The sequence below is a fragment of the Bacillus sp. FSL K6-2944 genome, from assembly GCF_038005385.1.
GTDB classification, from domain to species: domain Bacteria; phylum Bacillota; class Bacilli; order Bacillales; family Bacillaceae_G; genus Bacillus_A; species Bacillus_A cereus.
Window position 1 is genome coordinate 79,095 of sequence record NZ_JBBOTE010000005.1, and the last position, 14,996, is coordinate 94,090.

The following is a 14,996-nucleotide window of genomic DNA, read 5'->3' on the forward strand; positions in this document are numbered from 1 at the left end:
TTTAGGGAAAGGTCATATTTTATATTTTGATGACATGAACATAGGATTTTTTGAAAAAGAGGGCTTTATTTTATTCAAAAAATGTCATTACATGCTTCCCTCGGTTATGGTACAAAACAGTGAAATAGGCCTCACGATACATGCCCATCAACTTAAGAGAACAAATAAACTGAAATTCCCTTCAAAAGGGTTATAAACTGTTCAACAGATTGATTGTTCTTAAAAATCCGCATACTAAATAAACTCTAACGAGTTTTATTTTTAAAATTATGCAGCTTTCTTTTGTTCCCTAGCTATATTATACTCATAATGGACACCCATGATATCAAAGACAGTTTTCTTCTCATATCTGTGAGATTTCCGCCCGTTTTTCTCTAGAAGGTGGAACAGGTGAACCAGAAGCTTTGTTATCTCTTGGGTGTTTTGTATGGCTTGATAGAGGAGAAATAGGTGATCTTGAATCATTCCAATCGCTTTATATTCACTTAATTCTTTTTGCTTCTTCTGTAACAAAAGTTGGCGCATTTTAAACATGGTAGAAGAACATAAGAAAATAGCAATCAGTTTCCCGTATAAATGGCACTCTATTCGTTCTTGTTTAACCGTGCGACAATGATCTATATGAAACAATGATTTCCACGTTTTAAAAACTATTTCTATCTGCCAACGTAAAGAGTATAGTTCATGGACTTGCTTCATCGAAACCCACTCCCACGGAGTGTTAGTTACATATACATTCAACCCAGATAATATTTTACTTTTTTTCGAATATGGTTTTCCTTTTTTCTTTTCACTTTCCATTTGTTTTTTTCGTCGTTCTCGTAATTGTTTTTCTGTTAGACGATACAGAACGAGTCGGGCAAACAAAACTTTTTGATCTCCTACATAAACATTACCTACTTCATAAGTTTCACCAGGTAACAAGCGCTCCATCATCATTTGCAAGTTGATTTTTACATATTCTGTCTGTTTTTTGAGTGCACCATTATGAAAAAATGTAGGATTAGGATTTTTGATATATACATTTGAATTTAACTTTAAGCGTGAAATAAAATATGTTCCCCGTTGATCCATTTGATCTAAATCCTCTAATGAAAAATACCCTAAATCACGAATACATAAATCGCCTGGTCGTAACGTATCTAAACATTCTGTGCCGAATGTTTTATCATTATTTTTTCCAGGCCCCACTTGAAAATTAAGAAATTGTCCACTATGTAAATCATATTCTAATTGAATTTTGATTCCAGCTGTTTGCGCACATCCACCTGAACCAGGGTATATATGCTCCAACGTATTAGGTACCTGAAACATGGTGGCATCCATGATGCGAATGCGTTGAAAATGAGCAAGAAGTTGATTAGAAATGTGAGTCTGTTCACAGATTTTTTGTTGTAATAATAAAGAAAAGATATGTTTTAAAAATAACACTGATTTTTCATTAAATCGTTTATTTAAGCCCTCCGGGCTAAGTACAGTACCTGTAACTGCATGAAGCCTACTACATAATCGGACTAAAGAATCACTGGCCACCCTTTGGCTAATCCAAATACAAATGGTAGCTAAATCTGCCCCTGAAAATTTGCGTTTTCTTTTTACAAATTTCGGTTCTGGTGCAAAGAAAGGATACGTTCCCAAGAAATAATGAGGATTCCTATTGGAATCATTCTTTACGCTGTTAATCCAAATAATTGATGAATAAATTCTTTTTGATTTTGAACAGACTGATTCCGTAAATCAACCTGTTCTTTTTTTATCATATGCATGGCTTCTAGGGGTAGTGAGACGGTTCATGCTCTAGTCCGTCAGATGATTTACATAAAATAGAAAAAACCTACTGTTTCAAAGTAGGTTCAATTTATCTAACATTCTTGTTCGAGATGGGTTTGTATACAGTAATGTAGTGTGTATATTAGAATGACCGGCTATATGTGCCACTTCATGTACATCAAAACCATTTTCCAGTGCGTGTGAACAAAAATAGTAACTACTCAGCTTCTTCAAATAAAAAAACAGGCCAAATACATGTTTCCGATTCGAAAACATGAAAAGAAAATACTCCAATCAGAGAAAGAATCTATGCCAAATAGAGAAATTCTCTTATGAAGTCGTGTTATTCCAAGGAACCGTTCTAGTTTCTATGACTTGGTTTATCGCTTGTAAGACCGATTGTTTTTGTTTTTTCATGGTACTCATAAAGCTTCGTATCTGACAAAAAGATTCTGCGCCTTTCTTACTTCGGAAAGTCCCAGACACTTTCTGTTTTACTTTCGTCATCCGAATATCCCGTTCTGCTTGATTGTTATCAAATGGAATGGCTGGATGTTCTAAAAACGCTAGAATTCTGTCAGAATACTTGACGAAGCGATTCCATAAATTTTGAGAAGGCGTCTGCTTTCCTTTCTTCTTTTGTTTCGTGGAAAGAATCTGTTGTTCTTTCAATATGGATTGATACATAATAAACAGATTCTTTTGCGTCGCTTTTGGCATGGTACCTTCGGATTGCTTTTTCATCGTCAACGCTTGCGTTAGAAATTTCTGCATCTGTTGTGCCCATTGTTCTCCAGTACTATCTATAATTCCTTGTAAATCTCGTAAGAGATGGGCATTACATAAAACGTGACGACAATCTGTATACGCATCATACGATTTCCAACCATCATGCATCGCAATTCCAGAAAAAGATGGCAAGATTTCTCCAGCATCCATTGCTTCTTTTCCACGTTTTTGATGAATATGTTGCAATGTCACCTCCGGTGTACTGGCAGTATGTAACCATTGTGTTTTGTTTTCTACACGCATACCAGTTTCATCAAAATGGACAACAGGAGACTGCAGAATCTTTTCCTTTACTTCTTTTATGAATGGCTGCAATTGAGAAGCGAAAGCCTGTGTATGATTTACCAGGGTTCCTTCGCTTATAGAATGTCCAAAACAATCCTGAAAGAATTCTTTTGTTCGCTTCAAAGAAATGCATTGATAATGCGTTAAATAGGGAATCAGTCTTTTTATATTTGGACCATATTGAACAGGACGAGATACTGTCGAAGGAAATTGGGCTTCTTGGATAGAATGGCAATGTGGGCATTCTTTCTGTTCTACTTTATGTTCTGTCACTTCGATCTGAATAGGTGGTAAGTCATACACTTGGCGAATGCGATACCCTTTTACAGGCTCGTGGTTCAAGGAAGTATGACAACAAGTACAATATGTAGGAGAATGTGTAATCGTATGATCTGGAGTCGCTGTCAAACCAAGAGTATGTCCCTTGTGGCCCAACTGGCCACCCGTTTGACGATGAGACGGTTTGCGCAAACTTTTTGTAACGGGCTTACCCAAACCATCTGTAGAAGGTGGCTTATGACTATTTTTGGAGTTTTTTTTTGAAGCATTTTCTAGTTCTTGTATACGTTTTTCTAACTTAGAAAATGTTTCTTCAAATAAAGAAATAACAGCTTCAGGTCCTTTTTTATATGTATCTAAAATAATTTTTCGATCGACCATAAGATTCACCTCCCCTGTTTGATATACTCAGTATTTACAAATGGGAGGCATATGAAACTAGTAAAATTTAAAAAAGACACCGAAAGGTGGCTGAGTAGTTACAATTATTTTAAACGTATTCGTATCATGGATGCCACCATGGTGGGTGTTTTTGCCCATCCCCTCGAAAAGGGGGAATAGCAAAAAAATAGTGGCAAAACCCTTATAAATAAAGGATTTCAATTTCTTTTTAAAATAAATATGTCAAAACATATACAGTTTAATTGACATATTTCAGATATTATTAAGTTGTATTTTTGAAATGAAAAATACAAGGTTTTTAGCTATGTCAAAAAGTCTAACTTTTTGACATGATGTATAAATTTCTAATGAGTTAAGCTAGGTCACCCATTTCGGGGATTTGGGCAAAAACACCCATGTATCAGATTTAAAAAAAGCACTCAAAGATTGTAAACAGCCAGAAAATATATATGAGAATTGCTCTTGTAATAGCGGAAAAAAGTATAAATTTTGTTGCATGAACAAAGAAATAGAATTAAATATATGAAAAAAGATACCCCTATTTTTTTCGGCTTGGGGGTATCTCTTTTTCCTTAGCTTGATGGCGATGTTGCCATACCCCTATCCTGTTGCGATACGTGAACTAAAAGAAGAAAAGTGTGTATTACACAGTACGCCACTTCGTGTGAAAAAATATTTAAACAATATCATTGAACAAGACCATAGGCATGTAAAGCGACGTTTTGCTGAATCCGCAGGGTTTCAAAGTATTCGTCATGCCTCACGTACAATAAAAGGGATTGAGGCTCTTCATGCCCTTTACAAACGAAGACGAAGTCTTTCACAAGACTTCGCCTTTTCGTCATACCAAGAAGTACAACAATTAATGATGATTGCTTAAATTCTATCTTTACTATATCGACCTAGTTATACTTTTTTAACTTTGCAACAGAACCATTCTCATGCATAATAAAATCTTTTTTTCGTTATTTTAATAATTGAGCACGTTTCTCAGGGTTTTGATAGTCGGTTAAAGACATTTGAACTTTTGGTTTATTTGGATCACTTGGTATAAATTCAATTTTCGCATCAGATTTAAACCCTAATTTTCCTGTGAAGGTAGAAGTAATTGGTTGCTTTAAAATGACTCTTTTATTTACATTATCTAATTCTATATAATTTGGTAAGCCCCTATAAGCTGGATTTGTAAGCGCTTGTTTAAATACATCATAGATATCTACTTTTTCTTTTCCATTTTGCGTATAATCATAAGGACCGGTCCCTGGACCATATTCGGTAGCTTTACGGAAATTTGTCTCAGCTTCTATAGTACCTGTAATATAGCCTGTATTCTCCGTTGTTCCAGAAAATTCAACCCGTTGTACTTTCCCTATATAGTGTGTCGTTCCATGTGGTGCCGCTACGATAGTCTGAGAAGGTATTGTAATTTGTTCTGTATGGCTGGTTGTATTCGAGCTTGTATGATTATAAGAGAATTCAGTAGACACTTTTTCCGTTGTAGAGCCACCGGCCCCTCCTACACCTGGGATACTTACGTTTGCATTGAATGTATGATCTAATTCTACACCTAATTTTGCTCCTTCTGAATTGGAATACGTAAAGGAATCTGTATTGGTAATCGTTTTAGACGGTGTGATATGTGTTTGGTTTAAATCTGTGACATTTTCATACGTTGCTTCTTGCATATCGTCCGCTGTTGTTATATCTTTTGTTTCTGTAGCAGTGACATCTTTAAAGTTTTCTAAAGAAAATACCATATTAATTATAGCTGGATTGGTGGTGTGAAATGGATTGTATATTTTTCCAGTACCATTAGGTTGAATAATCGCGGGTATACTTGTCATTGCATACTTCAAATCCTGTTCAAATGTTGCCCTATCAATAGCTTTTGTTCCTTGTTCGTTTTGTGTTTCTGCCGCAAAGGTAGAAACGGGTGCTGCTAGCATGGGTGTACTTAACATACATGCTAATGGAAAGATAGCCAATACTTTATAATATTTTTTCTTCATACATATAAGCCCCCTTTGTGAAATGTTTTTTCTGAATCTACCTTGATTATAACAAGGTAAGGGGACGGCGAAGAATACGAAAATAACCTTTGAGAAAGTTTGTTTAAACGCTTTCATTTTTACAAGGATTCGACTTACATATATAGGATACAGGATTCTGTTGCAAAGTTTGGTTCTGCATAACTTCTGTAATTTTTTGTATGTCAAAAAAGAGAAATCTGAAATATCTTCTCTTTTGTTTGTATATAGCATAGATGGTTTGGTTCTGTTGCAAAGTTTTTTAAATGAGGCTACACTCTAGAAAAAAGAAGCAAGAAGGATCACACATGAAATATTTTAAAAGAAAACCATTCGAAAAAGATATTCTTTTGATAACCATCGGCTACTACTGTTGTTTTTTTTTCAGCTATCGTGATGTTTCTGAAGTTTTAAAAGAACGTGGAATCTGGGTGTTTTTGCCCAAATCCCCGAAATGGGTGACCTAGCTTAACTCATTAGAAATTTATACATCATGTCAAAAAGTTACACTTTATGATATGGCTAAAAATCTTGTATTTCCCATTTCAAAAATACAACTTAATAATATTTGAAACACGTCAATTAAACTGTATATGTTTTGACATATTTATTTTAAAAAGAAATTGAAATCCTTTATTTATAAGGGTTTTGCCACTATTTTTTTGCTATTCCCCCTTTTCGAGGGGATGGGTAAAGAAACCCTATATGCAAGTTACGGATGGTACAGAGGTGAATATACAAGGGTTTCATACTCATATGGAAACTTTAAAAAGTATAGTAGACACACTGGCATTGTCACCTTTTTACGATTTTTTATTTGATGAAGAGAAGCAGACAGCAACGCTAAGATATGAGATTCATGTAAAGAAGAAAAATGGGAATCGTGGTGTCGTAGAAATCATAGCGATTTTGGAATTAAAAGATGGGAAAATTTTACGTTGTAATGAACTAACTCGTTCCTTACAATCTGATGATGAATTTAATACCATTGGAAAAATTAATATAAAAAAATAACACCTAAGTTTGCATGCATCATATGTTGCGAAGCCAAAACCTAAGCTCAGGTTTTGGCTTCGTTTGGCTAGCATACGGCTTATGTTCATCGTATTGAAACAAATTTACTTCCTTCCATACATATTAGCATGTATCCTCACACAATTGATCCCATTTCCATTCTGCATTCTTTGCTCTCACATTTTCCTCCCCAGACAAATGCTTTCCTAACTGGTATACTTCTTTCCCCCATTTACAATTTGCAATGCAATGTGGGGTATGACAACCAAAAGGAAAATATGGGGCCATATACGAATATTTTCCAATTAAAAAGGGATGTGGAAAATAAAAACGTCTCTACATCCCTTTTTGTTAAATTTTCATTAGGTAAAACTATTGAATTTGATCTTGTATATCCATTTTTAAATATAAAAATGGATAAATTGTGAAATCCCCTCATGTTATGCTCTTGCTTTGTTTCCAAATGTTAATAGATGCCAAATTTTCTCGATAGGACCTTGTTTAAATTTCTGCAACCAAATAAAACTAAAAATAATTAGCATAGTAAATATAATGCAGGAGAGTATCAAGCTTTGTACTAGTGTGTAGCCAGATGTCCAACCTAACAATAAAGGAAGAAGTTTAAGAAGCAATGCATGCCCAATATAAGTCGTTAATGAAATCCGTCCTACATAACTGAGCGGTTTATAAATATACAAAGAATGGTCTTTATTATATAAAAGAATGATGGAAGACAAATAAAATATTGATAAGGGGTAAGCCGTTATATAACATAGTCCTTGAAAAGAAATATTATGCTCTATATCTGGGTTTATATAAATAGTCCATAGACCTCCTAAAATTAGAGGTAAGCTGAGAAAACATGACATCTTCTGAATTTTTTTGATCATGACCGTTTGTTGTGATAATTGCTGAAAAAGATTAATTTTCCCTACATATAGTCCTAATAGCATCATACTAAAAATTACAGATAGATAAGTGACAGCGTAACAAATTATTTGAACAGAAATATTAAAACTTTTGGAGGAGGGGCCTCCCAATACCATAGCTCCCATTACTAATAGTATATTACATGTTATGATTAATCCCGCAATGCGTAGAATCATTCTAGACATTAGTCTAAAGAAAAGAAGTAAGCTAAATCCGAATAAACTATAGATGATTAAAATAGGAGTTATCTGAGGGCAAATCAGTATCGATATAATCCCTATAGGAAGCAGCGTAATTAATCGCCTTGAAAAAAGATGATAACTATGCAATCCACGTTGTTGCGCGCGTAAAAAAAAGAAATAAGATCCAACGCCAAATAAAAATGAAAAAATAGAAACGAACTTAAAATGAATAAACATGTTATTAAAAATATCCAAGTAAAAATCCATAGAATACATCGGGATTTCTTGTTTTTTTGACAACCCAGCGGCGTGTATAATTAACATTCCAATCAAAGCAAAGCCACGAAGAATATCAAGAGATATAATACGAGTAGAAATATTATTTTTAGTATGCAAATTTCTGTTGTCCTTTCCAGATGTTTGGGTATTTGTAGTAGAACATTCGTTGCTACATTTTGAATTATAGCAATACAAAATTAAAAAAACAAAACAAGTTATGGGTTCGCAAAGGCCATTAAAAATGTTGCAATTCACAAATGTTTTTTCCACTCCTTGAAAAAAAGTATTGGTATAAAGGATTCCATATTAGTTGTGGATGTATTTAAATCTTAGTCTTTTTCGTTCTGTATGTCACAAAAACGACAATTTTCTGTACACAAAAGAAGTAACTTTCTGTTATTTGAAACATGCTTGTATACTTATAGAGCAAAGAAAAAATTGAGAAGATATCATTCATCAGGAGGAATTATATTGCCACTACTCTTTATCTTGCTATTTTTTATCGTAAATGTTCTTATTTATTTCAAATCATCTCGATGGAGAAAACAACAACATCTTTACATTCAGCCCTTCACATTCCTTATCGATTATTATATTTTTATTATTCCTATTACTGTACTCATACTTGGCTTAGCTCTTCCAGGTATCTTTATTAGTGGCAACCATGCTTTAGATACAATGATGACAAATATATTTATAATTGAATTGTGTTTGTTTGGTTTACCCGCGCTCTTATTATGGAATTTTTATATGGTGTATCCGAATCTACAATTTCTTTGTTCTTTATATGACAAAAAAAAATTAAATTACGAAGTTTTAAAAAGAAGTACCCTATGCTTAGAAGTCATTCTATGTTGTATCCTTATTCCATCGATTCACTACATAGGCATCATCTTTTTAGTTGGAATGACCCTTATTTTAGAATATAAAATTTCACATTTCCAATGAAATGAAGATAAAAAAACTTTTGTAACTACTCAGCTTCTTCAAATAAAAAAACAGGCCAAATACATGTTTCCGATTCGAAAACATGAAAAGAAAATACTCCAATCAGAGAAAGAATCTATGCCAAATAGAGAAATTCTCTTATGAAGTCGTGTTATTCCAAGGAACCGTTCTAGTTTCTATGACTTGGTTTATCGCTTGTAAGACCGATTGTTTTTGTTTTTTCATGGTACTCATAAAGCTTCGTATCTGACAAAAAGATTCTGCGCCTTTCTTACTTCGGAAAGTCCCAGACACTTTCTGTTTTACTTTCGTCATCCGAATATCCCGTTCTGCTTGATTGTTATCAAATGGAATGGCTGGATGTTCTAAAAACGCTAGAATTCTGTCAGAATACTTGACGAAGCGATTCCATAAATTTTGAGAAGGCGTCTGCTTTCCTTTCTTCTTTTGTTTCGTGGAAAGAATCTGTTGTTCTTTCAATATGGATTGATACATAATAAACAGATTCTTTTGCGTCGCTTTTGGCATGGTACCTTCGGATTGCTTTTTCATCGTCAACGCTTGCGTTAGAAATTTCTGCATCTGTTGTGCCCATTGTTCTCCAGTACTATCTATAATTCCTTGTAAATCTCGTAAGAGATGGGCATTACATAAAACGTGACGACAATCTGTATACGCATCATACGATTTCCAACCATCATGCATCGCAATTCCAGAAAAAGATGGCAAGATTTCTCCAGCATCCATTGCTTCTTTTCCACGTTTTTGATGAATATGTTGCAATGTCACCTCCGGTGTACTGGCAGTATGTAACCATTGTGTTTTGTTTTCTACACGCATACCAGTTTCATCAAAATGGACAACAGGAGACTGCAGAATCTTTTCCTTTACTTCTTTTATGAATGGCTGCAATTGAGAAGCGAAAGCCTGTGTATGATTTACCAGGGTTCCTTCGCTTATAGAATGTCCAAAACAATCCTGAAAGAATTCTTTTGTTCGCTTCAAAGAAATGCATTGATAATGCGTTAAATAGGGAATCAGTCTTTTTATATTTGGACCATATTGAACAGGACGAGATACTGTCGAAGGAAATTGGGCTTCTTGGATAGAATGGCAATGTGGGCATTCTTTCTGTTCTACTTTATGTTCTGTCACTTCGATCTGAATAGGTGGTAAGTCATACACTTGGCGAATGCGATACCCTTTTACAGGCTCGTGGTTCAAGGAAGTATGACAACAAGTACAATATGTAGGAGAATGTGTAATCGTATGATCTGGAGTCGCTGTCAAACCAAGAGTATGTCCCTTGTGGCCCAACTGGCCACCCGTTTGACGATGAGACGGTTTGCGCAAACTTTTTGTAACGGGCTTACCCAAACCATCTGTAGAAGGTGGCTTATGACTATTTTTGGAGTTTTTTTTTGAAGCATTTTCTAGTTCTTGTATACGTTTTTCTAACTTAGAAAATGTTTCTTCAAATAAAGAAATAACAGCTTCAGGTCCTTTTTTATATGTATCTAAAATAATTTTTCGATCGACCATAAGATTCACCTCCCCTGTTTGATATACTCAGTATTTACAAATGGGAGGCATATGAAACTAGTAAAATTTAAAAAAGACACCGAAAGGTGGCTGAGTAGTTACCAAAACCTTTTGACCTCCTACATAAACATTCCGGTTCTGGTGCAAAAAAGTTAGGTTAATTGCAAGTAATCTTCTAATTTGGGACATACGGATACGATTACTCTACAAAAGGGATGTGATCAGTATGAAAAAGGACAATTTGTTTAAATGGAAGCATTACCAACCAGATATAATTTTATTAACTGTACGTTGGTACCTACGGTACAATCTAAGTTTTCGAGATTTGGTGGAAATGATGGAAGAAAGAGGATTATCCTTAGCACATACAACGATTATGCGCTGGGTCCATCAATACGGACCGGAACTGGATAAACGTATCCGATGTCATCTGAAACAAACAAATGATTCATGGCGAGTGAATGAAACGTATATAAAAGTAAAAGGGCAATGGATGTATTTATACCGTGCGGTTGATTCTGAAGGAAATACGATTGACTTCAATCTTAGTAAAACTAGAAATCATAAGGCTGCAAAGCGATTCTTTAAGAAAGCTTTGCAATCTTTTCATGCCTCAAAACCTCGTACAATTACAATTGATAAAAATCCTGCTTATCCAGTTGCTATCACCAAATTAAAGAACGAGAAAAAAGTGCCGTTAGGCACTCAAATTCGGCAGATAAAATATCTAAATAACGTAGTGGAGCAAGACCATCGCTTCATTAAAAACGTGTACGCTCTATGTTAGGTTTTAAATCTTTTGGCACAACTACATGTATGCTTGCGGGAGTAGAAGCCATGCACATGATAAAAAAAGAACAGGTGGATTTACAGAATCAGTCTGTTCGCAATCAAAAAGAATTTATTCATCAATTATTTGGATTAACAGCGTAAAGAATGATTCCAGTAGGAATCCTCATTATTTTTGGGGAATGTATCCTTTATTTGCACCAGAACCCAGAATGGTATAAAACACCAAGTAAGTCACATACTAATTTATATCTAAACATATCATAAATGAATATACAAAAAAGGAAGCATGATTTTATGCAACATCCACCCACATTATCTTGTAATTTAAGTCTCAATTTGCAAAACTTACAATATCGATTATCATCTAATTTTGATACCACATACCGAGAATTTGATATTCCAGATTTTTCACGGCAAGCTGTTTTGATTTATTTAAAAACAATCACAGATGTACAAATGCTGCAAGATTATGTCTTGCGCCCATTATTACAACATTCAATCAAACCCCAATCTAAAAACGAAAATATCACTGTATCTACCGTTACAAACCGTATTGAATTATGCGATATCCAAATTGTTTCTGAATTAGATACTATCATTTCTCATCTTTTCGCTGGTTCCTGTGTATTATTATTAGAAAATATGGACATCGCTTTTATCTTAGGTACTTCTAAAATAATGAATCGAGCGATTTCTGAGCCAACAACTGAAAGTAACATACATGGCTCAAAAGAAAGCTTTGTAGAAATACTGTCTATTAATGTATCTATGTTAAGACGAAACTTTAAATCTTCCCATTTATCTATACAAAAATCATCAATAGGTGTGCAAACACAACGTGATGTGGCAGTAGTTTATTTAGATCATCTTACAAACAAAAAATTCGTAACCGCAATAACTGAAGGAATTTGTGCTATCGACATAGATGATATTTTAGACACTAGCTGTTTAGAACAACTTCTTAGTAATAACTCATATTCACCATTCCCTCAGATGATACAGACTGAAAGACCTGATCGGGTTATACAAGGTCTACTAAAAGGACAAGTTGCTATTATTTTAGATGGTTCACCATTTGTTTTACTCACTCCCATTACCTTGGCATTATTATTACATACTCCTGAAGATGATACGGAAAGATGGTGGATTGGAACGGCATTCCGCTTATTACGCTTATTTTGTTTTTTATTGGCACTACTATTACCAGGCTTATACATCACTTTTATTTCTTTTCATCCAGGTCTTATTCCATGGCAATTGATTATCTTTATTCAATCTAGTAGAGGCGGCGTTCCTTTCTCAACATTTATAGAAACATTTGTAATGGCCTGTACCATTGAATGTCTAAGGGAGGCTGGAATCAGGTTACCCAAAGCGGGAGGACAAGCAGTGGGCATTGTTGGAGGGCTTGTTATTGGACAATCTGCGGTAGAAGCCGGGCTAGTCAGTCCTGTAACGGTCGTGGTAGTTGCTTTAACCGCATTATGTTCTTTTGCTATTCCACAATATGGATTAGGTCTTTCTATTCGACTATTACGTTTTTTATTCATTATAAGTGCTGCCATTTTCGGGCTATATGGCATTATCTTTGCATTTCTTTTCTTATGTGCCCATCTTGTAAAATTGCAAAATTTTGGAGTGAATTATTTAGGGTATTTTGTTCATTATCAATCTCAAGACTGGAAAGATACTTTCATCCGTCTCCCAATACAAAAGAATATATTTCGAAATTCTATTTTTAAAACTCAAAATCGTAAGCGTATCAACTTAAAAAAAAGAAGGGTGAAAAATGAACCGAATGACTAACAAAAAAATTTCTACTTCTCAAGGGTTCTGTTGCAAAATTTGAAAAAATATAAACCGGCTTACAAAATACGGCTGTAGTTTAAGCAGTTCTGAATAATTTTTGTAATTCATTGTACGTCGAAAAAGAGAAGTCTGGAATGTGACTTCTCTTTTGTTTATATATAGCATGAATCGTTTCGATTCCTTTCAATGTACGTGAAGCATGGCGAAGACTTTGAAATCCTGCGGATTTAACAAAACATCGCTTGATATGTCTATGATCTTGTTCGATAAGGTTATTTAGATGCTTAACGGTGCAATGTTTCGTATGCACATAAAAGCCGTTATGTTTCAATTTGGGGATCTTTGCCCATCCCCCAAAGGGTACATTAATGATTAATTCTATACAGAGGAATGTCTCTGAATCCGTCTATCTTACTCAATTCGGGGATATTTGAGTATTGCTATTTACAAAGATAAATACAGAAAAGTTAAACTTTCCTCAGTAGCTCACGTTTTTCGATTTCATGATATAACGATGATTTTGTTACAGTCCTCTGTTTCTCGTGTTACTTAAATTTAGGGAGGATAAATAGGGAGTGCTCTAAACTAGGAAAATCAGGGTTCCTAATCGATTCCCTAAATTTTCGGGGGATGGGCAAAGAAACCCTAGTACGTTAAACCCCTTTGAAAAACTGAAATCGTTTTTCAAAGGGGTTTAACGTACTAGCGATTATGTAAATATTTTAGTATGAGTTCCAAATTTGCGGAACCCATTCAGGGTAATCAATAAGTGGATTTTGATTCCTTTCAAAATCTTCGCCATGCTTCACGTACATTGAAAGGAATCGAAACGATTCATGCTATATAAGCAAAAGAGAAGTCACATTCTTGATTTCTCTTTTGTGGCGTGCAAGGAATTACAGGAGTTATTCAGGGTACTTAAAATCGTAACTACTCAGCCACCTTTCGGTGTCTTTTTTAAATTTTACTAGTTTCATATGCCTCCCATTTGTAAATACTGAGTATATCAAACAGGGGAGGTGAATCTTATGGTCGATCGAAAAATTATTTTAGATACATATAAAAAAGGACCTGAAGCTGTTATTTCTTTATTTGAAGAAACATTTTCTAAGTTAGAAAAACGTATACAAGAACTAGAAAATGCTTCAAAAAAAAACTCCAAAAATAGTCATAAGCCACCTTCTACAGATGGTTTGGGTAAGCCCGTTACAAAAAGTTTGCGCAAACCGTCTCATCGTCAAACGGGTGGCCAGTTGGGCCACAAGGGACATACTCTTGGTTTGACAGCGACTCCAGATCATACGATTACACATTCTCCTACATATTGTACTTGTTGTCATACTTCCTTGAACCACGAGCCTGTAAAAGGGTATCGCATTCGCCAAGTGTATGACTTACCACCTATTCAGATCGAAGTGACAGAACATAAAGTAGAACAGAAAGAATGCCCACATTGCCATTCTATCCAAGAAGCCCAATTTCCTTCGACAGTATCTCGTCCTGTTCAATATGGTCCAAATATAAAAAGACTGATTCCCTATTTAACGCATTATCAATGCATTTCTTTGAAGCGAACAAAAGAATTCTTTCAGGATTGTTTTGGACATTCTATAAGCGAAGGAACCCTGGTAAATCATACACAGGCTTTCGCTTCTCAATTGCAGCCATTCATAAAAGAAGTAAAGGAAAAGATTCTGCAGTCTCCTGTTGTCCATTTTGATGAAACTGGTATGCGTGTAGAAAACAAAACACAATGGTTACATACTGCCAGTACACCGGAGGTGACATTGCAACATATTCATCAAAAACGTGGAAAAGAAGCAATGGATGCTGGAGAAATCTTGCCATCTTTTTCTGGAATTGCGATGCATGATGGTTGGAAATCGTATGATGCGTATACAGATTGTCGTCACGTTTTATGTAATGCCCATCTCTTAGGGGTAGAACC

Annotated in this window: 9 protein-coding genes and 8 pseudogenes; 10 read left to right on the forward strand and 7 right to left on the reverse strand. The window is 34.8% G+C overall.

Annotated elements, in window-relative coordinates:
- Positions 1–267 precede the first annotated feature (267 nt).
- The 3 genes and pseudogenes from MHH55_RS32905 to tnpC (MHH55_RS32915) all read right to left on the reverse strand — a co-directional run.
- A pseudogene (locus MHH55_RS32905) lies at positions 268–1,617 on the reverse strand (IS4 family transposase); the annotation flags it as partial.
- A 53-nt stretch (positions 1,618–1,670) separates the two neighbouring features.
- A pseudogene (locus MHH55_RS32910) lies at positions 1,671–1,775 on the reverse strand (IS6 family transposase); the annotation flags it as partial.
- Positions 1,776–2,100: 325 nt separating this feature from the next.
- Positions 2,101–3,504 (reverse strand): IS66 family transposase, encoded by a 1,404-nt coding sequence (tnpC, locus tag MHH55_RS32915; protein ID WP_100910632.1) that lies wholly within the window; start codon positions 3,502–3,504, stop codon positions 2,101–2,103.
- 51 nt (positions 3,505–3,555) lie between these two features.
- Here tnpC (MHH55_RS32915) and MHH55_RS32920 point away from each other — a divergent pair, with 51 nt between their 5' ends.
- The 3 genes and pseudogenes from MHH55_RS32920 to MHH55_RS32930 all read left to right on the forward strand — a co-directional run.
- A complete protein-coding gene (locus MHH55_RS32920; protein WP_282082077.1) occupies positions 3,556–3,684 on the forward strand; it encodes a hypothetical protein in 129 nt (42 codons plus the stop codon).
- 220 nt (positions 3,685–3,904) lie between these two features.
- Positions 3,905–4,051, forward strand: a complete 147-nt coding sequence (locus tag MHH55_RS32925; RefSeq protein ID WP_139362551.1) for an SEC-C metal-binding domain-containing protein — start codon at positions 3,905–3,907, stop codon at positions 4,049–4,051.
- An 84-nt stretch (positions 4,052–4,135) separates the two neighbouring features.
- A pseudogene (locus tag MHH55_RS32930) lies at positions 4,136–4,405 on the forward strand (DDE-type integrase/transposase/recombinase); the annotation flags it as partial.
- An 85-nt stretch (positions 4,406–4,490) separates the two neighbouring features.
- Here MHH55_RS32930 and MHH55_RS32935 read toward each other — a convergent pair.
- The gene (locus tag MHH55_RS32935; RefSeq protein ID WP_176116697.1) at positions 4,491–5,534 is read right to left on the reverse strand and encodes an ETX/MTX2 family pore-forming toxin; all 1,044 of its coding nucleotides are present in this window, start codon (positions 5,532–5,534) and stop codon (positions 4,491–4,493) included.
- Positions 5,535–5,860: 326 nt separating this feature from the next.
- On the opposite strand from MHH55_RS32935, the pseudogene MHH55_RS32940 reads away from it, so the two are divergent.
- Together MHH55_RS32940 and MHH55_RS32945 are read left to right on the forward strand one after the other, a co-directional pair.
- A pseudogene (locus MHH55_RS32940) lies at positions 5,861–6,013 on the forward strand (IS6 family transposase); the annotation flags it as partial.
- Positions 6,014–6,257: 244 nt separating this feature from the next.
- On the forward strand, positions 6,258–6,566 hold the full coding sequence (locus MHH55_RS32945; RefSeq protein ID WP_233936923.1) for a nuclear transport factor 2 family protein: 309 nt from the start codon (positions 6,258–6,260) through the stop codon (positions 6,564–6,566).
- Positions 6,567–7,006: 440 nt separating this feature from the next.
- Here the strand turns inward: MHH55_RS32945 and MHH55_RS32950 are convergent, their stop codons facing one another.
- Positions 7,007–8,074, reverse strand: coding sequence for a DUF418 domain-containing protein (locus MHH55_RS32950; RefSeq protein ID WP_078187961.1), 1,068 nt, complete (start codon positions 8,072–8,074; stop codon positions 7,007–7,009).
- 354 nt (positions 8,075–8,428) lie between these two features.
- Between MHH55_RS32950 and MHH55_RS32955 the strand changes: the two genes are divergently transcribed.
- Positions 8,429–8,905: a hypothetical protein gene (locus MHH55_RS32955; RefSeq protein WP_078187962.1), complete on the forward strand. Its 477-nt coding sequence runs from the start codon at positions 8,429–8,431 to the stop codon at positions 8,903–8,905.
- Positions 8,906–9,043: 138 nt separating this feature from the next.
- On the opposite strand, the gene tnpC (MHH55_RS32960) is transcribed toward MHH55_RS32955, so the two are convergent.
- On the reverse strand, positions 9,044–10,447 hold the full coding sequence (gene tnpC / locus MHH55_RS32960) for an IS66 family transposase (protein ID WP_100910632.1): 1,404 nt from the start codon (positions 10,445–10,447) through the stop codon (positions 9,044–9,046).
- A gap of 226 nt (positions 10,448–10,673) precedes the next feature.
- Here tnpC (MHH55_RS32960) and MHH55_RS32965 point away from each other — a divergent pair.
- A pseudogene (locus tag MHH55_RS32965) lies at positions 10,674–11,380 on the forward strand (IS6 family transposase).
- Between the two features lie 153 nt (positions 11,381–11,533).
- Positions 11,534–13,045, forward strand: a complete 1,512-nt coding sequence (locus MHH55_RS32970; protein ID WP_176116733.1) for a spore germination protein — start codon at positions 11,534–11,536, stop codon at positions 13,043–13,045.
- Between the two features lie 79 nt (positions 13,046–13,124).
- Here the strand turns inward: MHH55_RS32970 and MHH55_RS32975 are convergent.
- A pseudogene (locus MHH55_RS32975) lies at positions 13,125–13,382 on the reverse strand (DDE-type integrase/transposase/recombinase); the annotation flags it as partial.
- A 450-nt stretch (positions 13,383–13,832) separates the two neighbouring features.
- On the opposite strand from MHH55_RS32975, the pseudogene MHH55_RS32980 reads away from it, so the two are divergent.
- A pseudogene (locus tag MHH55_RS32980) lies at positions 13,833–14,019 on the forward strand (hypothetical protein); the annotation flags it as partial.
- A gap of 57 nt (positions 14,020–14,076) precedes the next feature.
- Positions 14,077–14,985: pseudogene (tnpC, locus tag MHH55_RS32985) on the forward strand (IS66 family transposase); the annotation flags it as partial.
- Positions 14,986–14,996 lie beyond the last annotated feature (11 nt).